Origin of the sequence: Actinomadura sp. NPDC048394, assembly GCF_040651755.1 — a bacterium.
GTDB classification, from domain to species: domain Bacteria; phylum Actinomycetota; class Actinomycetes; order Streptosporangiales; family Streptosporangiaceae; genus Spirillospora; species Spirillospora montaniterrae.
The window spans coordinates 17,893-41,535 of the sequence record NZ_JBEZJL010000097.1; the positions used below are offsets into that span (position 1 = coordinate 17,893).

Here is a 23,643-nt window from a genome sequence, read left to right on the forward strand (position 1 = left end):
CCGCGGCTCAGGCCCGCGCCGTCATCCTCGGCACGGTCTCCTCGATCAGATGCATGATCGTGTCCTCCAGCAGCAGGTGCACCTGCGGCCGGGTGAGCCGGCCGTGCCGCAGCCACTCGCGGGTGGCGGCCTCCGCCATCCCGCTGAACCCGCGCAGCGCCGAGCGCACCTCCGGATGCTCGGCGGCGAGCCGGGACAGCCCCACCACCTCGGTGATGTGGTCGACCGCGCCCTCCCGCGCCGCGTCCACCAGCCGGGCGAGCTCGTCGTCGCCCGCCGTCCCGGCCGCCATGTCCAGCGCGACGAGCCAGGTGCCGGCGTTGCGCTCCAGCAGCTCCAGCCAGCCGGTGATGCTCTCGGTCACCCGTTCGCGGACGCTCGCGCCGGGCTCGTAGGCGGGCACCGGCACCGGCGGGATGTGCAGCATCCGCTCCACGACCGCCAGGTACAGCTCGCGCTTGGTGCCGAAGTAGTGGTTCAGCAGGCCCCGGCTGACGCCCGCCACCGCCGCGATCTCGGTGTTGGAGACCTCCTCGTACGGCCGTTCGCTGAACAGCTCCCGCGCGCACACCAGGATCTGCTCGCGCCGCTCGTCACGGTCCTTGCGCACCCGTACCCGCTCGCCCATGTCTCCCTGTCCGCGCCCTCTTCGCCTGCCGCGCCCGCTGGTCCGGGTCGCACGGCGGCGCGTTCCAGTGTTCCAGAAGCACGCCCCGCCACGTCACGCCCGCGGCGAGGCCAGCCGCCGGCCGCCGCTGACGCGCCACCGGGATAACCCGTATAGGCGACATGCCAGGCGTGTGATCTCATGGACGGAACCGCAGCCGGTTCCCGAACGTCCGAACAGCGATCGCTTCCGGTCGGCACGAGAGGCCAGTCGGCATGAGCCATCCGGTCAGACGGTCCGGCCCCGCAGACTCCGGCCGGACGGCACACGCGGACCGTCCGGGAGGCCCTGGACTGGCTCGGCCGCATCGGCGCCCTCACCGTGCCGTGGCCGGTCGCGCACCTCGTCCTCGGATCCGCCTGGCTCGTCGGCGCGAGCGCGGGAAGCCTCGCGCTGGGGGCGCTGCTCGGCGTCCGGATCCTCGCCCCGCGCCACCGGTTCGGGCTGCTGGAGCGGCGGAGGCTGCGCGCCTACCACCGGGCGGAGACGAAGAACCTCGCCGCCCGGCTTCCGGTCGACGGGGACCTCGGATCCGAGACCCACGAGGAGCGGCTGCGCGCCGGGTACGGCTTCGTCGGCCCGTCCTTCAGCGCCTCCGGCTCGCTGCGGGACGACGCCCCCATCGTCGACGCGCTGGCGGACGTCCTGCGCTCCGGCGAGAAGGTCATGCTCATGGGGGAGCCCGGATCCGGGAAGTCCCTCGTCGCCGGGCTGGTGTTCGCGCGCCTCGCCGACGAGTTCGCCGCCTCCCCGCGCAAGGCGCCCTGCCCCGTGTTCCTCCACCTCAACGCCATGAGACCGGACACGCGGCCCGCCGACTCCGGCGCGACCCGCGCCGAGGAGCAGGCCGCCTGGCTGCGGGACCAGCTCGCGGCCGAGGTCGCGCTCCCCGAGCCGCGCAGGCTCGCCCGGCAGCTGGCCCGCGGCCGGGTCGTGCTGATCTGCGACGGGCTCGACGAGGCGCCCGTCATGCGCTCCCCCCACCTGCTGACGAGCATCGTCCCCGAGCCGCTGTTCGGCCTGTTCCAGGCCCCGTCGCTGCTGACGTCGCGGACCGCCTTCTACAGCATCTACGTGGACGCGACCCGCCTGATGTCGGGGTTCACGAGCACCGGACGGCTGCTGCCGCTGCGGTTCGAGGACCAGGGGGAGCGGTTCCTCCGCTGGTACGCGGAGGCGCGCGGGCGGGCGGATCTGGCCGGCCAGCTCGTCAAGGTCATCGGCGGCAACCCGTCGCTGCGCGAGGTGGTCGCGCGCCCGCTCGTGCTCCGGATGACGGCGGAGGTCCTGCTCGACCTGATCGCGGACGACCACCAGGCCGACAGCTTCCTCACGGTCGGCCACGGCGCCGAGACCTCGGCCGTCTACAGCCGCTACATCGACACATGGCTGCAGCGCGAGCAGGAGAAGGAGCCCTCCAAGCTCACCTGGTGGCAGAAGGGCCAGCTGATCGAGTGCGTCGCCTGGGAGATCTTCTCCAAGTCGCTGGCCTCGGGCCGCGGGTGGGGTCACTTCGAGCTCAAGGACCTGCTGGTCGAGGGGGACGAGCTGCGGCGGATCACCGAACGGTGGCTGGCGTCCAGCATCCGGGTCGAGGGAGGCGTCGACGAGATCTGCCGGGAGATCGCCGACCGGTCCTTCCTCATCATCTCCAGTGACCGCCGGCGCTACCGGTTCGCGCACAAGTCGTTCTTCGAGTTCTGCGTGGCGCGGCATGTGGTCGGCTGCCTCGACGAGCGCCGCCCCGGCCTGCGGGCGGCGCGCGCCGAGCTGCTCGTCCACCCGCTCCCGGACGAGGTCATCGACTTCGTCCGGGAGCTCCTGGCCGCCGTCACCGCCGATCCCGAGCGGCGGGCGGCGACCGAGGCGACGTTCCTCGCCATCCTCGCCGACGTCGACATCGACGCGGGCACGGGCCAGCTCATGGCGGCGCAGCAGGCCGCCAACCTGGCGCCCATCGTCGCCGGTCAGGAGACGATGGAAAGGCTCCGGTCGGGCGAGCTCTTCAACGAGCACCCGTTCCTGCAGCGGGCCGTCGCCGTCGCCGACGCGCTCCACCACGACCGCCATGAACTCCTGGACGAGTTCGTCAAGCGGATGGAGCGCGACCATGAGGCCGAGTCCTTCCACATGGGGTACAACCGCATCTACTACGGTGACCAGGCGTTCGGGGACGGGCAATGGCTCGATGACAACCATCCCGAGTGCGGACGGTTCTTCCGGGCGTCGATCCGCCATCTGACGTCGCCCGCCTACCGCTACATCCGCGTCATGGACCTCTACTCGCTCCGCACGCTGCTCGGCAACCCGGACCGGCGGCGGTACCTGGTCGGCCACGAGGCGCCGACGCTGCGGAATCTGGCGGGCCTGCTCGACGAGCCCGATCCCGTCCTGGGCGAGGAGTACGACAGGCAGCGGCTGCTGCTGCGCGCCGAGATCAGAGCGCTGCTGCCAGACCGCAGTCCTCGATCAGCGGCAGGATGACCGACCGGGTGCCGGCGAAGCTGAGCTCGGGGAGCTCGGCGAGGTTCCGGACCAGGGCGCCGTCGACGCCCCGGACCTCGGCACCGGCCTCGCGCAGCAGCAGGAGCGCGCCGAGGAGCTCGGTGCCCGTGCACTGGTACGCGGTGACGGCGTCGAGACCGCCGCGCAGGTACAGGAAGGCGTCGATCGTCGGCGCCCAGGTCGAGAACAGCCGCCGGCTCCGGCCGTAGAGCCTGGACGCCAGCATCTCCAGACGCGGATCCGACTGGGTGTGATAGCCGACCCACAGCGCGGTGGCGGGCGGGCCCACGGGCGTCGAAGCCGCGCGCTCGAACGGCCGGCCGTTCACGACGACGCCGCGGCCCTTGACGGCGCAGGCGACGTCCCCCGTGGTCGCTTCGCCGATCGCGGTCACCACCGGCTCGCCCCGATGGCACAACGTGACGGCGGCCCCGTAAAGGGGAAGCCCGTAGGCGTAGTTGTTCGTGCCGTCCAGCGGATCGACCAGCCACACGTGGTCCGATTCGCCGTAGAGGGCGCCGGATTCCTCGGCGAGGACGGCGTGCTCGGGGAACCGCTCATGGAGCATGGAGACGATGAGGCGCTCCGCCTCCCGGTCGACGCTGGTGACCACGTCCCCGCGCGGGCCCTTCACCTCGATGTCCAGCGCCCGGCCGAAGTTCGCGCGGGCGACCTCGATCGCAGCCGCGACGGCCTGCTGGGCCGCCTCCGCCTGAAGGGCGGCGTCGTCACGCATCCTCTCACCTTAACCGCATCGCATCCGGCCGGGCCGAAATCGTGCGGCCGCCCCTTCCGCGCACTCCACCAGGTCGCACCGCGGCCCGCCCTGCCAGGCGGCACTGCCGTGTTCCGGCGATGCGGGTGCCCGGTACCGCGTCAGCCGCCGGGCGCCGGGAGGGCGATCCGGACGGTGGTGCCCGCGCCGCGCGGGCTGTCGACGTCGACGTGCCCGCGCAGCGCGCGGACCCGGTCGGTGAGGCCCGCGAGCCCGCCGCCGGGGACGGCGCCCGCGCCGCCCGCCCCGTCGTCGCGGACCTCGGCGACGACGCGGCCCGCCTCCTCGCGCACGCTCACCCGGATCTCGTCGGCGCCCGCATGCTTGGCCGCGTTCGCGAGGGCCTCGCACAGCGCGAAGTACAGCGTCGACTCGACCTCCGGCGGGTACCGGCGGGCGGGCAGGTCGAGCCGGACGGGCACCGCCGCCCGCGCGGCGACGAGCCGCATCGCGGGGGCCAAGCCCGCGTCGGTGAGGATCGCCGGGTGCACGCCGCGGGCCAGGCCGTCCAGCTCGGCGGCCGCCTCCGCCAGTTCCCGGCGGCACGCGCGCGCCTGCTCGCGGGCCCGCGGGCCGGCCGCCTCCTCCAGCCCCTCGAGCAGGTCCTCCAGCGCGCGCAGCCGCTGCTGGGCGCTGCGCTGCAGCTCGCCCGCGAGGCGCTCGCGCTCCGCCGCCTGGACGCGGACGAGCCGTTCCCGCGCGTCGCGCGCCCGCTCCAGGTTCGCCCGCGCCGCGGCCTGCAGCCGGACGGTCTCCAGCGCGCGGCCGCCCGCGACGAGCGCCGCCTCGACGAGCGGCTCGTGCCCGCGCAGCCGGTCGTCGGCGTCGACGGCCGCGAGCGGCTCCCCCGCCGACGTGCGGACCTCGTGCCGCCACCGGCCCGGCACCGGCCCGTCACCGGCCCCGGCGCCGCGCCCGGTGACGTCGACGTAGCCGTCCCCGGCCCACAGCCACAGGTCGAGGGTCGCGTCGCGCAGGACGCGGCGCAGCGCGTCCCGCACCTTCTCCACCGACACCGGGTCGGTGAGGCGCTGCATCCGCTCGGCGGCGGACAGCTCGGCCAGCCGGGCGCGCAGCGCCGCGGCGAGGAACGCCAGCGGCAGCACCGTCGCGGACACGCCCTGGAAGAGGTAGACCTCCATCACGTCGTCCAGGGTCACGTGGCGGCCGATGAGCGAGCCCTGCACCGCGAGCGCCCCGGCGACGCCGACCGTGACGGCGGCGGCGACGGGCACGGTGTACCGGCGGTCGAGCCGGCCGGTGCCCGGCAGCCGCAGCAGCAGGATGATGACGAGCGCGCCGGCCAGCACCGCCTCCAGGGTCGTGACGGCCCGGTACGTGCAATCGAACGCCTCCCGGTCGGGGGCGGCGGACGGCCACGCCGCCGCGGGGTCGAACCCGTTCCACGCGGGCCGCGACAGCGCGCACAGCAGCGCCTGGCCGCCGATCATGACGGCGGCGGTGGCGCCGGTCCACAGCCGGACGACGGCGCCGTCGAGCCGGCCGCCCGGGTACAGCAGCACGCCCACGCCGATCGCGACGAAGAAGACCGACTGCGCGAACACCGACACCACCGGGCCGGCGCCCGCGTTCCAGCTCGCCGTCCAGGTCAGCGCCCACGCCGCCGCGCCCGCGGTGAACGCCGCGCCGGTCCGGCGGCCGAGCCGCCCGGCGGCCAGCAGCCCGCCCGCGACGGCGAACCCGCCGCAGCACGCCAGCGTGACCGCGGCGGCGGCGGGATGGCCGCGCCAGTACGGCCAGCCCGCGGCGAGCGCTCCCGCCGCCACCGCAGCGCCCCCGGCGGCGGCGCGGCGCAGCGGAGCGCCGAGCCATGACGGCGCCCGCACGCGCACCGAGCTCAATGCCGTCCCTTCCTTGTCGGGGGCCCGGGGGCCGCGCCGGAGACCGCGCACACGGCGAGCCGGCGGCCGCGGGACCCGGGAAACCACCGGGCGGGCCTCGGGTTTCCCCGGATGCGCCCGGGGCGCGGCGGCGGGAGGATGGGACGCCGGACGGCCACGGGCACGGCCCGCGGTGCGCCCGGTGGCGTGCGGGGGCCACCACCGGCGTCACGTTCCGCGACCGGACTCGTACGCTGAATTCTCTCCGCCGCGCCGCCGTGCGCGAAAGCCCGTTACCCGATCGATGCGCGGGACGGGCGGATCAGCGCGTCTCGGCGGCGCGCAGCCAGGTGAGCACCGCCAGCACCCGCTTGTTGCTGTCCTGCGGCCCCGGCGGGCCGCCCGACGAGGTGATCTTGAGCTTGGTGAAGATGGCCCGGACGTGGTCCTCCACGGTGCGGGCGGACAGGTGCAGCCGCTTGCCGATGCCCGCGTTGGAGTGCCCCTCCGCCATCAGGCCGAGCACCTCGCGCTCGCGGCCGGACAGCCGGGACAGCTCGCGCTCCCGGTGCCGGGCCTCGACCAGCCGGCTCACCACGTCCGGGTCGATGACGACCTCGCCGCGCATCACCCGCTCCAGCGCGCCGCGCAGGTTGTCGACGTCGGTGACGTGGTCCTTCAGCAGGTAGCCGACGCGCCGCGGCTGGTCGCGGAACAGCTCCATCGCCTGCGGCGTCTCGTTGAAGGCCGACAGCACCAGCACCCCGATCCCGGGGTGGCGCCGCATCAGCTCGCGCGCCGCGACCACGCCCTCGTTGGTGTGCGTCGGCGGCATGTGCAGGTCGACGATCGCGACGTCCGGCGGGTCCTCGGCGACGCGGGCGAGCAGCTCCTCGCCCGACCCCGCCGACACCGTCACCTCGATGCCGACCGTGGTGAGCAGGGTGACCAGGGCCTGCCGGAAGATCCCGCTGTCCTCCGCCACGGCTACTCGCATGGCAGGACCATCCTTACCGTCGTGCCCCGGGTGGGCTCGCCGTCGATTTCCACGTGCCCGCGCAGCGCCCTGATCCGCCCGGCCAGCCCGCCCGGGACCGCGCCGGGCTCCCCGTCCGGACGTTCCCCGTCGTCGCTGACCTCGGCCACCAGCAGGTGGCCGTCCGGGCGCACCCGGACGGTCACGCGGGTCGCCCGCGCGCGCTCGACAGCGTACGACAAAGCCTCGCAAAGCACGGAGTAAAGCGTGGACTCGATTTCGCGGGAGTAGCGCTCGGCGGTCACGTCGAGCAGCACCCGCGTGCCGAGCCGCTCGGCGACGACCTCCAGCGCCGGGCCGAGGCCGTCCTGGACGAGCAGTGCGGGCTGCACCTCGCGGGCGAGCGCGCGCAGCTCGGCGAGCGCCGCCATCAGCTCGGCGCGGCAGGTGCGCGCGTGCTCCTTGACGGCCGGGTCCTCGGCGAGGGCCTCCAGGGTGCCGAGCATCGCGCCGAGCGCCAGCAGCCGCTGCTGCGCGCCGTCGTGCAGGTCGCGGGCTAGGCGCTCGCGTTCCACGGTCTCGGCGCGCACCAGCCGCTCGTACGCCGACCGCACCTGCTCCAGACCGGCCTGGACGTTGGACTGCAGCCGCGCCGTCTCCAGCGCCCGGCCGCCGGCCTCCAGCGCCGCCTCGACCAGCGACCCGTGGTCGCGCAGCGCCGCGCCGAGCTCCACGATCGCGAGGGGCTCGCCCGCGGCGGTCTCGACGCGGCGGCGCCACCGCCCCGCGTCCCCCTCCGCCGGGTCGCCGGCGTCCTGGCCCACCGGCAGCGCGTCGTCGAAGTCCATGGCGACGGGACGTCCGGAGATGTCGACGTAGACCTGCTCGGCGGGCGCCCAGAACCACAGCTGCAGGGACGGGTCCTGCAGGACGTCGCGCAGGGCGTCGCGGATCCGCTCCACCGACACCGGGGCGGTCAGCCGCAGCATCCGCCCGGCGACGGCCAGCTCCGCGAGCCGGACGCGCAGCCCGGACGCCAGCAGCGCGAGCGGGATGAGGGCGGACACCGCGCCCTGGATCGCGTACACCCGCAGCAGCGCGTCCAGCGAGATGGACTCCTCCATGATCGGCCGCTGCGTCAGCGCCGCGGAGAGCCCGACGAAGGCCAGGGCCAGGGTGACCGGCAGCGCGACCACGCGCCGCATCCGGCTCATCTTCGGCAGCCGCAGCAGGAGGACGATGGCGAAGGAGACGGCGAGCACGACGTACAGCGCGGCGGAGACCTCCAGGACGGCGCGGAACGCCGCGTGGTCGGGGAACGGCGCCGGCCACCACACGTGCCGCCCGCGGAACGCCGCCCACGCCGGGCGCGAGGTGACCCACAGCGCGGTCGGGCAGCCCCACAGGACCGCGCAGGCGAACACCGTCCAGATCCGGTCGGCGCGGTACTCCAGCCGCCCGGCCGGGTACAGCAGGACGCCCACCGCGAGGGTGAGGTAGAAGTCGGCCTGGGCGTACGGCGACAACAGCGGCCCGGGCCCGGCGTTCCAGCTCGCCAGCCAGTTCACCGCCCAGAACAGGGACGCGGCGAGGAACAGCAGGCCCGTCCGCCGGGTGCGGGCGCCCGTCGCCAGCAGCGCGCCGACGACCGCGATCCCGCCGGTGCTGACCAGGGAGAGCGCCGCGGCGGCGGCGTGGTCGCGCCAGTACGGCCATCCCGCGGCGAAGGCGAGCGCGGCCACCGCGAGGCCGGCGGCGAGGGCGCGCCTCGTCTCCGCGCCGAACCACGGTGGCGACCTGCGCCTCCGCGGGGCGGATATCACCACGACCATCCTTTCCATGCTCGGGCCCCGGGACCGTCTCCCGGTACCGGGATCCCACGGGCGGGCACACCGTGCTTTCCCGGACGCACCGGAAGTGTCCCGGCTCCGCCCCGCCGGGGAGAGCGCCGTTACCGGATCGCGACGCGCGGGCCGTCCGCCGCGCGCACCACGGACGACGCGGCCGCGGACGAGCTCCACGGCATGGCGCCAGATGTTTGCGCTACCACGATTGCTTCCTGGGTATTGACATCGATTCGCGTTACCGCAAACATTCAGGGCACCCGACCGGATGTGGAGCAGATCACAGTGACCACCGCAGCGCCCCCTCCCCCGCCCGGCACCGGCCCGTCCGGGCCGGGCGGCGGGCGGTCGCGCGCGGCGGTCATGGACGACGTCGCGGCGCTCGCGGGTGTGTCCGCGATGACGGTGTCGCGGGTGCTGAACGACCCCGGCAAGGTCGCGCCGCGGACCCGCGAGCGGGTCCTCGCCGCGATGCGCGAGCTGGACTACCGGCCGAACTCGGCGGCGCGCGTCCTCGCGACCGGCCGGTCCGGGGTGCTCGGCGTGGTCAGCTTCGACACGACGCTGTACGGGCCCGCCTCGACCCTGTACGGGATCGAGCGGGCCGCGCGCACCGCCGACTACATGATCAACATCGCCAGCCTCGGCTCGCTCACCCGGCGCTCCATCGAGGACGGCGTGCAGCGGCTGCGCGCCCAGTCGGTCGACGGGATCGTCATCATCGCGCCGCACCAGTCGGCGGCCGAGGGGCTGCGGCGGCTGCCGCCGGACATGCCGGTGGTGGCGGTCGGCGCGGGCGACGACCTGCCGGTGCCGGTCGCGGCGGTGGACCACCGGGCGGGCGCGGTGCGGGCCGTCCGGCACCTGCTGAGCCTCGGCCACGAGACCGTGTGGCACATGGCGGGCCCCGCGGACTGGATCGACGCCAGCGCCCGCGTGGACGGCTGGCGCTCGGTGCTGGCGGAGGAGGGCCGGGAGGTCCCCGAGCCGCTGTCCGGCGACTGGAGCGCCCGGTCGGGGTACGAGCTCGGCCGGCGGCTGGCCGCCGACCCGGCGGTGACCGCGGTGTTCGCCGCCAACGACCCGATGGCCCTCGGCCTGCTGCGCGCGCTGCGCGAGGCGGGCCGCCGCGTCCCGGAGGAGGTGAGCGTGGTGGGCTTCGACGACGTTCCGGAGGCGCCCTACTTCGCGCCGCCGCTGACCAGTGTCCGGCAGCCGTTCGGCGAGGTCGGGCGGCACGCGTTCCAGCTGCTGCTGGAACGCGTCGACGACCCCGCGGGCGAGGGCGCCGGCCCGCCGGCGCGGCGCACCGTGGAACCGGAGCTCGTGGTGAGGGAGAGCACCGCCGTGCGGCCCGGCGGCCGCTGACCCCGGGCGAGGGAGGGACCGGTTCCGCGGGCGCGGAATGTTAGCGCTAACACAAGCTAGTGCCAGGTTGATTGAGAGGGGCGGCACGTTGCGCATCACCGAGATCGGCACCCATGTCCTGGGGACCCCGTGGCGGAATCTCACGTTCGTGACCGTCCGCACCGACGAGGGCCTCACCGGCGTCGGCGAGGCCCGGATGCTCGGCCACACCGACGCGCTGGTCGGCTACCTCGCCGAGGCGGAGCGCCGGCACATCGCGGGCAGCGACCCGTTCGACGTCGAGGACCTCGTCCACCGGATGAAGTACGGCGACTTCGGCCGGGCGGGCGAGATCGTCATGTCGGGCATCGCGTGCGTCGAGATGGCGTGCTGGGACATCGTCGGCAAGGCGCTCGGCCAGCCGGTGTGGCGGCTGCTCGGCGGCAAGGTGCGCGACCGCGTCAAGGCGTACGCGAACGGCTGGTACACCGTCGACCGGACCCCCGAGGACTTCCACGCGGCGGCCAAGCGCGTCGTCGAACGCGGATACCGGGCACTCAAGCTGGACCCCTTCGGCGCGGGACGGATGGAGCTGGACCACGCGGAGACGGTGCTGGCCATCGACCTGGTCGAGGCGGTCCGCGACGCGGTCGGCCCCGACGTCGAACTGCTCGTCGAGATGCACGGCCGCTTCTCCCCCGCGACCGCGATCCGGCTCGCCGGCCTGCTCGCCCCGTTCGACCCGGCCTGGCTGGAGGAGCCCGTCCCGCCCGAGAACCTCAAGGCGCTCGCCAAGGTCTCCGCGCACACCGGGCTGCCGATCGCCACCGGCGAGCGCGTCCACGACCGCATCGAGTTCCGCGAGCTGCTGGAGCTGCAGGCCGCCGACGTCCTGCAGCCCGACGTCGGGCACAGCGGCGGCATCGCCGAGGTCCGCAAGCTCGCCGCGACCGCCGAGACCTACTACGTGCAGGTCGCGCCGCACAACGTCGGCGGGCCGGTGCTGACCGCCGCGAGCCTCCAGCTCGGCGTCTGCACCCCCAACTTCAAGATCCTCGAGCACTTCAACGACTTCGCCGACGCCGCCGTCAAGGACGTCGCGAAGGGCGCCCCGCAGGTCGTCGACGGGTACTTCGCCCTGCCGGAGGCGCCCGGCCTCGGCGTCGAGCTGGACCTCGACGCGGTCGCCGCCTTCCCCCAGCAGCACGCCGACTTCGACCTGTACGCCGACGGCTGGCACTTCCGCGGGACGCGCCGTTGAGCCGCGCGGTGCTCGTGGAGGCGCCGGGCCGCTGGCGGATCGACGCCGGCGACCCGCCGGAGCCGGGCCGCGGCGAGGCCCGGGTCCGGGTCGCCGCCGCCGGGCTGTGCGGCAGCGACCGCGAGCTGTTCGACGGCGCGCGCCCCGAGGGCTTCGCCAGCTACCCGGTCGTCCCCGGGCACGAGTGGTCCGGCACGGTCGACGCGGTCGGCCCCGACACCGACCCGTCGCTGGTCGGCGCGCCCGTCGTCGGCGAGGGGTTCCGCGGCTGCATGGCGTGCGGACGCTGCCGGGAGGGCGCCCCGAACCTGTGCGCGAGCCGCTACGACGAGACGGGCTTCACCCGGCCCGGCGCGTTCGCCGACCACCTGCTCGTCCCGGCCCGGCTGCTGCACGTGCTGCCGCCCGGCGCCGACCTGCGCGCGGCGGCGCTGCTGGAGCCGGCCGCGGTCATCGCCGGGGCCGTCCGGCACGCGGCGCCGCGTCCCGGCGAGACCGTCGCGGTCGTCGGCGCCGGCACGCTCGGGATGCTCGCGCTGCAGTTCCTCGCCGCGTCGTCGCCGGCCCGGCTCGTCGCGATCGACCCGCGGGTGGAGCGCGGCGAGCCGGCGCTGGACGCGGGCGCGACCGCGTTCAGCCGCCCCGGCGAGGCCCCCGAGGGCGCGTTCGACGTGGTCGTCGAGACCGCCGGCGCGCCCGGCACGGCCGCCTCGGCGGTGCGGCTGGCGCGCCGCGGCGGGCGGGTCGTCGTCACCGGCATCCCCGCCGACCCGGCCGACGCCGTCCCGACGTCGCTGCTGGTCACCCGCGCCCTGTCGCTGCACACCGTGTTCGGCTCCGGCCCGGCCGACTGGGCGTACGCGGTGCGCGCGTTCGGCAGCGGCGTGCTGCGGCCGGCGTCCCTGATCACCCACGAGCTGCCGCTGACCGAGTTCGCGGCGGCGCTGAAGCTCAGCGGCTCCCCCGACGCCGGGAAGGTGCTGCTGCGCCCCGACCTCGACACTTCCCCGACCGGCGGGAGGACCGATGGACCCCTTCTCTGACGAGCTCGCCGATTCGGCCGGCGGCCGCGCGCCCGGCGAGGACGCGCTGCGCTCGCTCGGCTGGCCCGGCGCCCCGCCGCGGCCGCCCGCGTCCGGCCTGCGGTTCCCCGACGGCGGCAGCTGGCGCACCGAGCTGCCGTCCTGCGAGGGGCCCGCCGTGCTGGCGGCGGTGCTGGAGGAGAGCGAGCGGCTCGACGTCCCGCTGCACCGCATCAGCCAGGGCAGCGGCGTCTGGATGCTCACCGACGCCGAGATCGGCGAGATGGTGGACGGCTGCGACGCGCGCGGCATCGAGCTGTGCCTGTTCCTCGGCCCGCGCGGCACCTGGGAGCCGGGCGCCGGCGGCCGCTCCTACAACGCCTCCGGGCCGCGCGCCCGGGGCCGCGACCAGCTCGCGCAGTGCGTCGAGGACGCCGAGCGCGCGACGGCGCTCGGTGTCCGGTCGCTGCTGGTCGCCGACGAGGGCGTGCTGTGGACGCTGCACCGGCTGCGCGAGGCCGGGCGGCTGCCCGCCGACACCACGTTCAAGGTGTCCGCGCTGGTCGGGCCGGTGAACCCCGCCTCGTTCGCGGTGTGGGAGGGCCTCGGCGCCGACTCGGTCAATGTGCCGAGCGACCTTGCGCTCGGCCAGCTCGCCGAGATCCGCGCGGTCAGCGCCGCGCCGATGGACTTCTACGTCGAGGCGCCCGACGACCTCGGCGGGTTCGTCCGCTTCTACGACGCGGCGGAGCTGATCCGCTGCGGCGCGCCCCTCTATCTGAAGTTCGGGCTGCGCAACGCGCCCGGCATCTATCCGGTCGGCCACCACCTGCTGCCCGCCGCCGTGGCGAGCGCGCGGGAGCGGGTGCGGCGCGGCCGGCTCGTCCTGGACACCCTCGCCCGGCTCGGGGCGGGCGAGGGGATGTCCCCGATCGGGTCCCGGGCCCCGGGGCCGCTGCGGCGGTTCCCGGCCCTGCCCGAGGCCCTGCCCACGTCCGCCGTCCCACGCTGATTCGCTCCGCTGCCCTCCCCCACCCCGAAGGAGAACGAGATGAGACTCCGGCGCATCACCACGGTTATGTCCGCGCTGGTCCTGGCGACCGCCATGACGGCGTGCGGCTCCAGCGAGAAGAGCATCGACAAGAAGGCCAAGTCCGGCGACACCAAGGGCGCGCTGATCGGCGTCACGATGCCGACGAAGTCGTCCGAGCGCTGGATCCGCGACGGCAACACCCTCAAGGCCGACCTGGAGAAGCTCGGCTACAAGGTGGACCTGCAGTACGCCGAGAACGACATCCCGACGCAGGTCAGCCAGATCGAGAACCAGATCACCAAGGGCGCCAAGCTGCTGGTCGTCGCGTCCATCGACGGCACCGCGCTGACCAGCCAGCTGCAGGAGGCGCACCAGAACCACATCCCGGTGATCTCCTACGACCGGCTCATCATGCGCAGCCCGGACGTCGACTACTACGTCACCTTCGACAACTTCAAGGTCGGCGTGGAGCAGGCGACCTCGCTGCTCACCGGCCTGAAGATCAAGAACGAGGACGGGTCGGAGGGCAAGGCGAAGGGCCCGTTCAACATCGAGCTGTTCGCCGGCTCCCCCGACGACAACAACGCCCCGTTCTTCTACAACGGCGCGATGTCGGTGCTGAAGCCGTACATCGACAAGGGCACGCTGGTCGTCAAGAGCGGCCAGACCGACTTCAAGACGATGGCGATCCTGCGCTGGGACCCGGCCACGGCGCAGAAGCGGATGGAGGACATCCTCACCAAGACCTACCGGGGCGGCGCCAAGGTCGACGGTGTGCTGTCGCCGTACGACGGCCTGTCGATCGGCATCCTGTCGGCGCTCAAGAGCAACGGCTATGGCACCCCGAGCCAGCCGTACCCGGTGGTGACCGGGCAGGACGCGGAGCGGGCGTCGGTGAAGTCGATCCTGGCCGGCGAGCAGTACTCCACCATCTTCAAGGACGTCCGCAAGCTCGCCGACGAGGCCGCGAAGATGTCCGACGCGATCCTCAAGGGCGGCAAGCCGCAGGTCAACAACACCACCGACTACAACAACACCAAGAAGGTCGTCCCGACCCAGATGCTGCAGCCGGTGATCGTCAACAAGTCGAACGTGCAGACCGAGCTGGTGCAGTCCGGCTACTACACGCAGGCGCAGCTGGGATGACGCCGTGACCACCGACGACACCACCGTAGCGGCGGCCGCGGCCGGCGGCCCGGGAGGCGGCGACATCCTGCGGATGCGCGGCATCACCAAGACGTTCCCCGGGGTGAACGCGCTCGCCGACGTCGACCTGACCGTGCGCCGCGGCGAGATCCACGCGATCTGCGGCGAGAACGGGGCCGGCAAGTCCACGCTGATGAAGGTGCTGTCCGGGGTCTACCCGCACGGCTCGTACGACGGGGAGATCCTCTTCGACGGCGAGCCGTGCCGGTTCTCCGGCATCCGCGACAGCGAGGAGCGCGGGATCGTCATCATCCACCAGGAGCTGGCGCTGTGCCCGCAGCTGTCGATCGCCGAGAACATCTTCCTCGGCAACGAGCGGGCGGCGCGCGGGCTCCTCGGCGGGCGGCTCCTCGGCCGGGGCCTGGTCGACTGGAACCGCACCAACCACGAGGCGGGCCAGCTGCTGGAGAGGGTCGGGCTGCCGGAGAACCCGGTGACCCCGATCGCCGACCTCGGCGTCGGCAAGCAGCAGCTGGTGGAGATCGCCAAGGCGCTGTCCAAGCGGGTGCGGCTGCTGATCCTGGACGAGCCGACCGCCGCGCTGAACGACGCGGACTCCGCGCACCTGCTGAACCTGATGCGCGGGCTCCGCGACGACGGCATCACCTGCGTGATCATCTCGCACAAGCTGAACGAGGTGCTCGCGATCGCCGACACCGTCAGCGTGCTGCGCGACGGCCGGATGATCGAGACGCTCGACCCGTCCGGCGGCGGCGTCACCGAGGACCGGATCATCTCCGGGATGGTCGGCCGGGACCTGGAGCACCGCTTCCCGCCCCGCGAACCGGAGATCGGCGAGGAGGCGCTGCGGATCGAGGACTGGACGGTGCACAGCCCGGCGCAGCGCGACCGCGCGGTGGTGTCGGGCGCCGCCCTGACGCTCCGGCGCGGCGAGATCGTGGGCCTCGCCGGGCTGATGGGCGCGGGCCGCACCGAGCTGGCGATGAGCGTGTTCGGGCGGTCCTACGGGGTGGACATCTCCGGTCGCGTCTACAAGGACGGCGAGCAGGTCCGGCTGCGGACCGTGCGGGACGCGATCCGGCACGGCATCGCCTACGCCACCGAGGACCGCAAGCGCTACGGGCTCAACCTCATCCAGGACATCAAGCGGAACGTGTCGGCCGCGCGGCTCGGGAAGCTGTCCCGGGCCGGGTGGGTGAACGAGTACGACGAGTACCGGGTCGCCGAGGAGTTCCGCGGCGGGATGAACATCAAGGCGCCGAGCGTGTCGGCCGTGGCCGGGCAGCTGAGCGGCGGCAACCAGCAGAAGGTCGTGCTGTCCAAGTGGATCTTCACGGATCCGGACGTGCTGATCCTGGACGAGCCGACCCGCGGCATCGACGTCGGCGCCAAGTACGAGATCTACACGATCATCAACCGGCTCGCCGCGGAGGGCCGGGCGATCCTGCTGATCTCCTCGGAGCTGCCGGAGCTGCTCGGCATGTGCGACCGGATCTACACGATGGCGGCCGGCCGGATCACCGGCGAGGTGCCGCGGGCGGAGGCCACGCAGGAGCGCCTCATGTCCTACATGACCATGGGAAGGGAGCAGGCCGGATGAGCCGTACCGCACCTGCGAAGACCGGCGCCGCGGCCACCGCGGACGCCGCGGCGGCACCGCCCGGGGCGGCGACGCCCGCCGGCCGGCCGCGGCTGACCGTGAACGTGCGGCAGAGCGGCATCTACATCGCGTTCGCGCTGATCGTCGTGCTGTTCGCGGTGCTGACCGGAGGCGATCTGCTGCAGCCGCAGAACATCTCCAACATCATCGTGCAGAACTCCTACATCCTGATCCTCGCGATCGGGATGATCCTCATCATCATCTCCGGGCACATCGACCTGTCGGTGGGCTCGCTGGTCGGCGTGACCGGCGCGATCGCGGCCTGGCTGATGGTCAGCCACCATGTGGCGTGGCCGGTCGCGCTGCTGCTGACGCTGGTGGCGGGCGCCGCGATCGGCGCGTGGCAGGGGTACTGGACGGCCTTCTTCGGCATCCCGTCGTTCATCGTCACGCTGGCCGGGATGCTGCTGTTCCGGGCGCTGACCATGACGGTGCTCGGCAACCAGGGCCTCGGCCCGTTCCCCGACCAGGTCCGGACGCTGTCGAACGGGTTCACCTCCGGTTACCTCGGCAACGTCGGGCTCGGCCCGCTGGGCGGCGCGGACCTGTTCAGCCTGCTCGTCGGGATCGTGCTCGTGGCGGGGCTGGCGGTGTCCCGGTGGCGGACCCGCGCGACGCGGCTCGGCTACGGGCAGACCGTCGACCCGGTGCCGGTGTTCCTGCTGAAGATCGTCGCGGCGGGCGCGCTGATCATGGCGGTGACCGTGCAGCTGGCCCGGTTCCACAACCTGCCGTGGGTGCTGGTGCTGCTGGCGGTGCTGGTGCTGGCGTACTCGCTGCTGACGGCCCGGTCGGTGTTCGGCCGGCACGTGTACGCCGTCGGCGGCAACCTGCAGGCGGCGGTGCTGTCCGGCGTGCGCGCCAAGTCGGTGGTGTTCTGGCTGTTCGTCAACATGGGCGTGCTGTCGGCGCTGGCCGGGATCATCTTCGCGGGGCGGCTCAACCAGGCGGGGCCCACCGCCGGCAACACCTTCGAGCTGGACGCGATCGCCGCGGCGTTCATCGGCGGCGCCGCGGTGCAGGGCGGCGTCGGCAAGGTGGTCGGCGCCATCACCGGCGGCCTGATCATGGGCGTGATCAACAACGGCATGTCGCTGATGGGCGCCCCCAGCGAGCGGGTGATGCTCGTCAAGGGCCTCGTCCTGCTGGCCGCCGTCGCGTTCGACGTCTGGACCAAGCGGCGGGCCGGGTCGCCGCTGCTGCGCTGACCCGGCGCCCACCCGTCCGACCCGGCCAAACGATTCCCGGGGGCCGGCGGCGATCCGCCGGTCCCCCCGACCAGAAGTACACGCCAGTCCGTCTCCTCCCTCCCCCCCAGCGAGAGGAACACCGATGAAGCGCGTCCCACCCCTCACCATCCCGCTCGCCACCGCCGCCCTCCTCGCGGGCGGCCTGCTCGCCGTCCCGGCGACCGCCGCGTCGTCCGGGCCCGCGTCGTCCGCGCCCACCATCGCCAAGGAGCCGTTCGGCGCGCTGCCGGACGGCACGAAGATCGACCGGTACACGCTCGGCAGCGGCCACGGGATGAAGGTCCGCATCCTCACCTACGGCGGCATCGTCCAGTCCCTCGACGTCCCCGACAAGCACGGCCGCTCCGGCGACGTCGCGCTCGGGTTCCGCACCCTGGACGGCTACCTCAGCGACACCTACAAGGACGAGAACCCCTACTTCGGGGCGCTCATCGGGCGCTACGGCAACCGGATCGGCGGCGCCCAGTTCACCCTCGACGGCAAGACCTACAAGGTCCCCGCCAACGACGGGAACAACAGCCTGCACGGTGGCACGACCGGCTTCGACAAGCGGGTGTGGACGGCCCAGCCGGCCAAGGACGGGAACGGGGCGTCGCTGCGGCTGTCGTACGTCAGCCCGGACGGCGAGGAGGGCTACCCCGGCACCCTCCGCACCACCGTCACCTACACCGTCACCCGTACGAACGAGCTGCGCATCCACTACCAGGCCACCACCGACAAGCCGACGGTGGTCAACCTGACCAACCACACGTACTTCAACCTGGCCGGCGAGGGGTCCGGCGAGGTCTACGACCACAAGGTGCAGATCAACGCGTCCCGCTACACGCCGGTCGACTCCACCCTCATCCCGACCGGGCAGCTCGCGAGCGTGCACGGCACGCCGCTGGACTTCACCCGCCCGCACACGATCGGCGAGCGCGTCCGCGACGGCCACCAGCAGATGGTGTACGGGCGCGGCTACGACCACAACTTCGTGCTCGACGGCACCGGCATGAAGCTCGCCGCCCGCGTCACCGAGCCGACCACCGGGCGGGTGATGGAGATCCGCACCGACCAGCCCGGCCTGCAGTTCTACTCCGGCAACTTCCTCGACGGCCGGCTCGTCGGCACCGGCGGGAAGATGTACCGGCAGGGCGACGGGTTCGCCATGGAGACCCAGCACTTCCCCGACTCGCCCAACAAGCCGCAGTTCCCGAGCACCACGCTGCGGCCCGGCCAGACTTACGACTCCACCAGCGTCTACTCCTTCTCCACGTCCTGACCTCAGAGTCCTGACCCCGGGCCGGGGGCGGGCACCGGCCGGCACGACGCCGGTGCCCGCCCCCGGCCGTCCGGGCCGGCCGAGGATCGCCATGGACCAGCCGAGGATTCCCATGGACCACAGCATCGAGATCGCCCTGCCCGCCCGCGCCCGGCTCGGTGAGGGGCCCAACTGGGACGCCGCCGCCGGCGTGCTGCTCTGGGTCGACATCCTCGGCAACGAGGTGCACGCCTACGACCCGGCCACCGGCGCCGACACCGTCCGCCACACGGCCCAGCACGTGGGCGCGGCCAGGCCCCGGGCGGGCGGCGGCCTGGTCGTCAACCTCCGCGACGGCGTCGGGCTCTACGACCCCGACGGCTCGTTCCGCTGGCTCGCCGAGCATCCCGTCCCGGGCTGCCGCGGCAACGACGCCGCCGTCGGCCCGGACGGCGCGTTCTGGGCCGGGACCATGCGCTACGACGAGGCGCCGGGAGGCGGCCGGCTGCGCCGCGTCCGCCCGGACGGCGGCACGACCACGGTGCTGGACGACGTGACGGTCAGCAACGGGATCGCCTGGAGCCCCGACGGGCGGCTGATGTACTACGTGGACACGCCCACGCGCCGGATCGACGTCTTCGACTTCGATCCCGAGGAGGGCGCCGCCCGCCGCCGCGCGTTCGCCACCGTTCCGGGGCAGCCGGACGGGCTGACCACCGACGCCGACGGCCGGGTCTGGGTGGCCCTGTGGGGCGGCGGCCGCGTGCTGTGCTACACGCCCGGCGGCGGCCTCGACCGCACCGTCGAGGTGCCCGCCGCGCAGACCACCGCCTGCGCGTTCGGCGGCCCGGACCTCCGCGACCTCTACGTCACGACGGCGACCGTGGGCGCGCCGAAGGACGACCCCCACGGCGGATCGCTGTTCGTCGTCCCCGGCGCGGGGCAGGGCCTGCCCTCCCCCGCGTTCGCCGCCTGACCCTGTCCCGGGGCCGCGCGTCAGGCGCGGCGGATCGCCTGCCGCGGATCAGGTGCCGCGAGTCAGGTGCCGCGAGTCAGGTGCCGCGAGTCAGGTGCCGCGCGTCAGGTGCGGCGGCCGACGCCCGCGAGCGTGAACGTCCGCTCGGGGTGCGCCACGTCCTCGCCGGGGTCGGGCCGCCACAGCGGGGTGTAGGTGAGGCCGGGGTCGAGCAGGTCGAACGGCTCGACGATCGACGCGATCTCGGCGCGGGTGCGGCCCCAGAAGTGCCCGCTGGTCGGCTTGAACACCTGCCCGACGTCGCCGCTCGACTCCGGCTGCGGGTCCTGCGTGATGTGCGTGAACACCACGTGGCCGCCGGGCGGGAGGGCGTCGTGCAGCCGCCGGACGGACCGCCGGGCGTCGGCGGCGTCGCCGATGAAGTGCAGGACGCGGTCGAGCACGATCGCCACCGGCTCGGTGAAGTCGATGTGCTCGCGGACGTCCGGGTCGTCGGCGAGCGACTCGGGCCGCGCGAGGTCGCAGTGCACGACCGCCGTCCGCTTCGTGCCGGCGAGCAGCGCCCGCGCGTGCACCAGGACGACGGGGTCGCCGTCGGCGAACACCACGGTCGCGTCCGGCGCGACCTGCGCCGCGACCTCGTGCACGTTGCCGGCGGCGGGCAGCTTGCTGCCGATGTCGATGAACTGCCGCACGCCCTGCCGGGCGAGGTGCCGGACGGCGCGGCCGATGAAGGCGTGGTTCGCCCGGGCCGCCGCCCGCGCCTCCGGGATGACGGCCAGCAGCTGCTCGGCCACCTCCCGGTCGGCGGCATAGTTGTCCTTGCCGCCGAGCAGGTAGTCGTAGATCCGCGCGGTGTTGGGCGTCGTCAGGTCGACGTCCGCGGGGGACCACCTCTCCTCGGCCATGGCACACTCCGCTTCGTCCCGGGGAGAACGATCGTCTCATGGGACGCGCCGTGCTCGCGCCGGGACGCACCGCGGCCGGGCTTTCCGGGCTTTCAGCGGCCTTCCGGGTCGACGGCGTCGCGGTCGGCCCAGAACGGGTCGAGCAGCGAGCGCAGCCGCTCGGCGCCGACCCGCTCCAGCACGTCCAGGGCGCCGATGTCGTCCTCGAGCTGGTCGACGCTGGTCGCGCCGAAAAGCACGGTGCTGGTGGACGGGTGCGTGAGGGTGAAGGCGATGCAGAGCTGCGCGGGCGTCGCGTCCAGGTCGGCGGCGAGCTCGCCGATGCCCTTCGCCGCGTCCACGATCCTGTCGCGGACGCCGCCGGGATCGCGGCCGATCTGCCGGGACGTGCCGCTCTTGCCGGCGAGGACGCCGCCCTCCAGCACGTCCGACGCCTGCATCGACACGCCTTCGGCGAAGACGGCGGCGAACGGCTCGCCGTCGGGGATGGAGCGGCGGCACGGGCTGTACTTCAGCTGGGCGAGCTGGGGGCCGGGCGAGCCCGCGGCCCGCGCGTGCGCGCGGATCGTCCGGACGGCGGTCGCCGACCAGTTGTTGACGCCCCAGCAGCCGAGCAGCCCCTCACTCTCCAGTTCGGCGAGGTCCTCGGCGAGCCGCTTCAGGTCGAGGTCGTCGCTGCGGATGTCCCCGAGCACGGCGACGTCGGCGTGGTCGGCGCCGACGCGGAACAGCGCGTTCGCGAGCTGCTCGCGCAGCGGCCGCTCCGGGTACCCCTCCAGCCACAGCTTGGTGGACAGCAGGTAGGCGTCGCGGGCGAGGCCCGCCGCGCGCACCATCGCGGAGAACAGCACGTCGGTGAAGACGGGCGGGTGGCCCGGCATGCCGTAGACGGCGACGTCGAACAGGTTGATGCCGGAGTCGACGGCGCGCCGCAGCATCGTGACGGCGTCGCGGAAGTCCATTCGGTCGTAGGTGTGCCAGGAGCCGAGGGACAGCACGGACGCCTCGGGCCCGGCCGTGCCGAGGCGGCGGCGCGGAACGATGGTGCTCACGTTTCTCCTTACCGGTGCGGGTGGACGACGGCCTTGACCTGTTCGAGCCGCTGCATCGACGCGAGCGCGCCGGACGCGCTGCCGAGGCCGCCGGGCTCGCCGAACAGGTCGTCCCAGGGGAAGCGGTCCTGGGAGGCGCGCAGGAACTCGATCGCGCGGTACAGGTCACCGACGTCGCCGTTGAGCGAGCCGAGGACGTTCAGCTCCTTGCCCATGATGGTGCCGAGCGGCAGCTCGTCGGGGCGCGGGCCGGTGCTGCCGACCACGACGAACCGTCCCCCGAACGCCGCCATGCCCACCGCCTCGGCGCCGACGCCGGGCGCGCCCGCGAGGTCGAGGACGAGGTCGGCGCCGCGCCCGCGGGTGGCGTCCATGACGGTGGCGAGCCGCGCTTCGGCGCCGCCGTCGAGGCCGATGACGACGTCCGCGCCGAACGCGCGGGCTAGTTCCAGGCGGGCGTCGGGGGCGCCGATCGTGATGATGGTGCCGGCGCCGGACGCGCGCGCGACCGCGGTGGCGACGATGCCGAGCGCGCCCGCGCCCTGCACCACGACGCTGGAGCCCTGCCGCACTCCCCCGGCGCGGTCGCAGGCGTGCAGGACGGTCTTGACCGCGCATCCGGCGGACGCCGCCCACGTGTCCTTCACGTCGTCGGGCAGGACGACCTTCAGCGCGCCGGGCGTCACGTAGTTGTGCGCGGCGAGCCCGCCGGTGGCGTAGGGGAACCGGTCGGAGCGCAGCAGGAAGCCGTAGCCGCGTTCGGAGCAGGCGACCGGGTTGCGGAGCACGGTGCAGCCGTAGCAGTGCCCGCACACCGACTCCGACCAGCCGATCCGGTCGCCGACCTTGACGGCGCGGCCGAGCGCGTCGCGGGTTCCCGGGCCGACGGCGCAGACGGTGCCCATCGTCTCGTGGCCGAGGACGATCGGCAGCATGTCCGGGAACGCCATCGCCCCGGACCACAGGTGCACGTCGGTCGCGCACAGGGTGGCGCAGTCGACCCGCACGACCGCCGCGCCGGGCTCCACCTCGGCGGGCAGCGGCAGTTCCTCGATGACGAGGGGGGCGCCGTGCTCGCGCAGCACCGCCGCCCTCGTGGACGTCAGCCGGGACATCGCTCTCCTCGTTTCGTCAGCGGCCGTGCTCGGTGTCCCAGACCTCGCGGCGGCTGCGCCACCACAGCAGGACGAGGATCACCAGGAAGGGCACCACGCCCTGGTACTTCTGGATCGAGTCGAGGGCGGACGACAGGCCCTCCAGGCAGCCGAGGATCAGCCCGCCGGCGAGGGTCAGCGGCAGGCTGCGGAACGCGCCCACCATCGCGACCGCCAGCGCCGTGCTGATCAGCCCGGACAGGGTGGAGAAGTCGCCGCCGAGCCGCGGCGCGACCAGCACGACCACCATCGTGGTGACGGCGCCGACGCCGGCCCAGACGCCGACGGCCAGCCGCGGCGCGGGGATGCCGACGACCTCGGCGGTGCCGGGCCGCTCCGACAGCGCCTGCAGTCTCAGCCCGATCCGGGTGCGGGCCAGCAGCAGCCCGACCGCGACGGTGATCAGCACCGCGAACGCCAGCGACACCGGCACCGACTGCGGGACGACGACGTCGCCGACGGTGAACAGCGGGGCGCCGAACGGGTTGGGGAAGCGGTGCGCGCCGGTGGTGTTGCCGCCGAACAGCCGCACCCCGACCGCGGTCAGCGCGACGAAGATCGCCACGGTCACGGCCGCCTTGGTGCCCTCCTTGTGCCCGGCGAACCAGCGCACCAGCGCCGCGCCGAGCAGCGCGGACAGCAGCGCCGCGAACACCACGCCGGCGAGCAGGGCGAGCGGCGCGTTCACGCCGCGGTCGGTGAGCGACACCATCACGAACGCGCCGAGGGCGCCGACCGCCGTCAGCGCGAAGTTGACCACGGCGACGAGCCGGTAGGTCAGCACGACGCACAGGCCGAGCAGGGCGTAGCCGCCGCCGCTGGTCAGCCCGGCGATCACAGAGTTCACCATGGATACCTCCGGGTGGTGCCGGGGGGGGGGGGGGGGGCCGCCCGGGGGGGGGGGGGGGCCCCCCCGGGGGGGGGGGGGGGGCGGGGTTACCCCCCGGGCGGGCCCGCACCCCGCC

Annotated in this window: 19 protein-coding genes; 10 read left to right on the forward strand and 9 right to left on the reverse strand. The window is 74.0% G+C overall.

Translation table 11 applies throughout. The annotated features are described in order from the left end of the window. Positions 1–7: 7 nt before the first annotated feature. Positions 8–628, reverse strand: coding sequence for a TetR/AcrR family transcriptional regulator (locus AB0C78_RS44330; protein ID WP_360760553.1), 621 nt, complete (start codon positions 626–628; stop codon positions 8–10). Between the two features lie 360 nt (positions 629–988). Here AB0C78_RS44330 and AB0C78_RS44335 point away from each other — a divergent pair, with 360 nt between their 5' ends. After that, positions 989–3,151 carry a hypothetical protein gene (locus AB0C78_RS44335; protein WP_360760556.1) on the forward strand — a complete coding sequence of 721 codons (2,163 nt, stop codon included), beginning with the start codon at positions 989–991 and terminating at the stop codon, positions 3,149–3,151. Here the strand turns inward: AB0C78_RS44335 and AB0C78_RS44340 are convergent. From AB0C78_RS44340 to AB0C78_RS44355, 4 genes are all read right to left on the reverse strand, one after another. Continuing rightward, complete coding sequence (locus tag AB0C78_RS44340) at positions 3,105–3,908, reverse strand: inositol monophosphatase family protein (protein WP_360760559.1); 804 nt, start codon at positions 3,906–3,908, stop codon at positions 3,105–3,107. The two genes, AB0C78_RS44335 and AB0C78_RS44340, sit on opposite strands and share 47 nt — an antisense overlap. Before the next feature lie 140 nt (positions 3,909–4,048). Further along, positions 4,049–5,800, reverse strand: coding sequence for an ATP-binding protein (locus AB0C78_RS44345; protein ID WP_360760604.1), 1,752 nt, complete (start codon positions 5,798–5,800; stop codon positions 4,049–4,051). A 310-nt stretch (positions 5,801–6,110) separates the two neighbouring features. Then, the gene (locus tag AB0C78_RS44350) at positions 6,111–6,785 is read right to left on the reverse strand and encodes a response regulator transcription factor (protein ID WP_360760562.1); all 675 of its coding nucleotides are present in this window, start codon (positions 6,783–6,785) and stop codon (positions 6,111–6,113) included. Further along, the gene (locus tag AB0C78_RS44355; protein ID WP_360760565.1) at positions 6,776–8,596 is read right to left on the reverse strand and encodes a histidine kinase; all 1,821 of its coding nucleotides are present in this window, start codon (positions 8,594–8,596) and stop codon (positions 6,776–6,778) included. Before AB0C78_RS44355 ends, AB0C78_RS44350 begins: the two co-directional genes overlap by 10 nt. Positions 8,597–8,893: 297 nt before the next feature. Between AB0C78_RS44355 and AB0C78_RS44360 the strand changes: the two genes are divergently transcribed. From AB0C78_RS44360 to AB0C78_RS44400, 9 genes are all read left to right on the forward strand, one after another. Further along, complete coding sequence (locus tag AB0C78_RS44360) at positions 8,894–9,976, forward strand: LacI family DNA-binding transcriptional regulator (protein WP_360760568.1); 1,083 nt, start codon at positions 8,894–8,896, stop codon at positions 9,974–9,976. 88 nt (positions 9,977–10,064) lie between these two features. Next, complete coding sequence (locus AB0C78_RS44365; RefSeq protein WP_360760571.1) at positions 10,065–11,216, forward strand: mandelate racemase/muconate lactonizing enzyme family protein; 1,152 nt, start codon at positions 10,065–10,067, stop codon at positions 11,214–11,216. Continuing rightward, positions 11,213–12,259 carry an alcohol dehydrogenase catalytic domain-containing protein gene (locus AB0C78_RS44370; RefSeq protein ID WP_360760574.1) on the forward strand — a complete coding sequence of 349 codons (1,047 nt, stop codon included), beginning with the start codon at positions 11,213–11,215 and terminating at the stop codon, positions 12,257–12,259. The genes AB0C78_RS44365 and AB0C78_RS44370 overlap by 4 nt, the downstream gene beginning before the upstream one ends. Next, positions 12,243–13,250 carry a hypothetical protein gene (locus AB0C78_RS44375; protein WP_360760577.1) on the forward strand — a complete coding sequence of 336 codons (1,008 nt, stop codon included), beginning with the start codon at positions 12,243–12,245 and terminating at the stop codon, positions 13,248–13,250. The genes AB0C78_RS44370 and AB0C78_RS44375 overlap by 17 nt, the downstream gene beginning before the upstream one ends. Before the next feature lie 39 nt (positions 13,251–13,289). Beyond that, on the forward strand, positions 13,290–14,417 hold the full coding sequence (gene chvE / locus AB0C78_RS44380) for a multiple monosaccharide ABC transporter substrate-binding protein (RefSeq protein ID WP_360760580.1): 1,128 nt from the start codon (positions 13,290–13,292) through the stop codon (positions 14,415–14,417). 73 nt (positions 14,418–14,490) lie between these two features. Beyond that, entirely contained in the window at positions 14,491–16,038 is a 1,548-nt protein-coding gene (gene mmsA, locus AB0C78_RS44385; RefSeq protein ID WP_360760607.1) for a multiple monosaccharide ABC transporter ATP-binding protein, read from the forward strand. Further along, on the forward strand, positions 16,035–17,306 hold the full coding sequence (gene mmsB / locus AB0C78_RS44390) for a multiple monosaccharide ABC transporter permease (protein ID WP_360760583.1): 1,272 nt from the start codon (positions 16,035–16,037) through the stop codon (positions 17,304–17,306). Before mmsA ends, mmsB begins: the two co-directional genes overlap by 4 nt. 124 nt (positions 17,307–17,430) lie before the next feature. Then, entirely contained in the window at positions 17,431–18,609 is a 1,179-nt protein-coding gene (locus AB0C78_RS44395) for an aldose epimerase family protein (RefSeq protein ID WP_360760586.1), read from the forward strand. A gap of 112 nt (positions 18,610–18,721) precedes the next feature. Then, positions 18,722–19,564: an SMP-30/gluconolactonase/LRE family protein gene (locus AB0C78_RS44400; RefSeq protein ID WP_360760589.1), complete on the forward strand. Its 843-nt coding sequence runs from the start codon at positions 18,722–18,724 to the stop codon at positions 19,562–19,564. A 104-nt stretch (positions 19,565–19,668) separates the two neighbouring features. Here the strand turns inward: AB0C78_RS44400 and AB0C78_RS44405 are convergent, their stop codons facing one another. The 4 genes from AB0C78_RS44405 to AB0C78_RS44420 all read right to left on the reverse strand — a co-directional run bounded on the left by AB0C78_RS44405 (position 19,669) and on the right by AB0C78_RS44420 (position 23,528). Beyond that, a complete protein-coding gene (locus tag AB0C78_RS44405; protein WP_360760592.1) occupies positions 19,669–20,472 on the reverse strand; it encodes an SAM-dependent methyltransferase in 804 nt (267 codons plus the stop codon). Positions 20,473–20,564: 92 nt separating this feature from the next. Then, positions 20,565–21,524: an aldo/keto reductase gene (locus tag AB0C78_RS44410; RefSeq protein WP_360760595.1), complete on the reverse strand. Its 960-nt coding sequence runs from the start codon at positions 21,522–21,524 to the stop codon at positions 20,565–20,567. Between the two features lie 8 nt (positions 21,525–21,532). Then, complete coding sequence (locus AB0C78_RS44415) at positions 21,533–22,639, reverse strand: zinc-binding dehydrogenase (protein ID WP_360760598.1); 1,107 nt, start codon at positions 22,637–22,639, stop codon at positions 21,533–21,535. Between the two features lie 16 nt (positions 22,640–22,655). Continuing rightward, complete coding sequence (locus tag AB0C78_RS44420) at positions 22,656–23,528, reverse strand: branched-chain amino acid ABC transporter permease (RefSeq protein WP_360760601.1); 873 nt, start codon at positions 23,526–23,528, stop codon at positions 22,656–22,658. Positions 23,529–23,643: the final 115 nt, after the last annotated feature.

Bases quoted from the DNA above. Each gene is read 5' to 3' on its own strand.
- AB0C78_RS44350 (WP_360760562.1), bottom strand. From the start codon at position 6,785: ATGCGAGTAGCCGTGGCGGAGGACAGCGGGATCTTCCGGCAGGCCCTG.
- AB0C78_RS44355 (WP_360760565.1), bottom strand. From the start codon at position 8,596: ATGGTCGTGGTGATATCCGCCCCGCGGAGGCGCAGGTCGCCACCGTGG.
- mmsA (WP_360760607.1), top strand. From the start codon at position 14,491: ATGCGCGGCATCACCAAGACGTTCCCCGGGGTGAACGCGCTCGCCGAC.
- AB0C78_RS44340 (WP_360760559.1), bottom strand. From the start codon at position 3,908: ATGCGTGACGACGCCGCCCTTCAGGCGGAGGCGGCCCAGCAGGCCGTC.
- AB0C78_RS44420 (WP_360760601.1), bottom strand. From the start codon at position 23,528: ATGGTGAACTCTGTGATCGCCGGGCTGACCAGCGGCGGCGGCTACGCC.
- AB0C78_RS44415 (WP_360760598.1), bottom strand. From the start codon at position 22,639: ATGTCCCGGCTGACGTCCACGAGGGCGGCGGTGCTGCGCGAGCACGGC.
- AB0C78_RS44375 (WP_360760577.1), top strand. From the start codon at position 12,243: ATGGACCCCTTCTCTGACGAGCTCGCCGATTCGGCCGGCGGCCGCGCG.
- mmsB (WP_360760583.1), top strand. From the start codon at position 16,035: ATGAGCCGTACCGCACCTGCGAAGACCGGCGCCGCGGCCACCGCGGAC.
- chvE (WP_360760580.1), top strand. From the start codon at position 13,290: ATGAGACTCCGGCGCATCACCACGGTTATGTCCGCGCTGGTCCTGGCG.
- AB0C78_RS44395 (WP_360760586.1), top strand. From the start codon at position 17,431: ATGAAGCGCGTCCCACCCCTCACCATCCCGCTCGCCACCGCCGCCCTC.
- AB0C78_RS44330 (WP_360760553.1), bottom strand. From the start codon at position 628: ATGGGCGAGCGGGTACGGGTGCGCAAGGACCGTGACGAGCGGCGCGAG.
- AB0C78_RS44400 (WP_360760589.1), top strand. From the start codon at position 18,722: ATGGACCACAGCATCGAGATCGCCCTGCCCGCCCGCGCCCGGCTCGGT.
- AB0C78_RS44405 (WP_360760592.1), bottom strand. From the start codon at position 20,472: ATGGCCGAGGAGAGGTGGTCCCCCGCGGACGTCGACCTGACGACGCCC.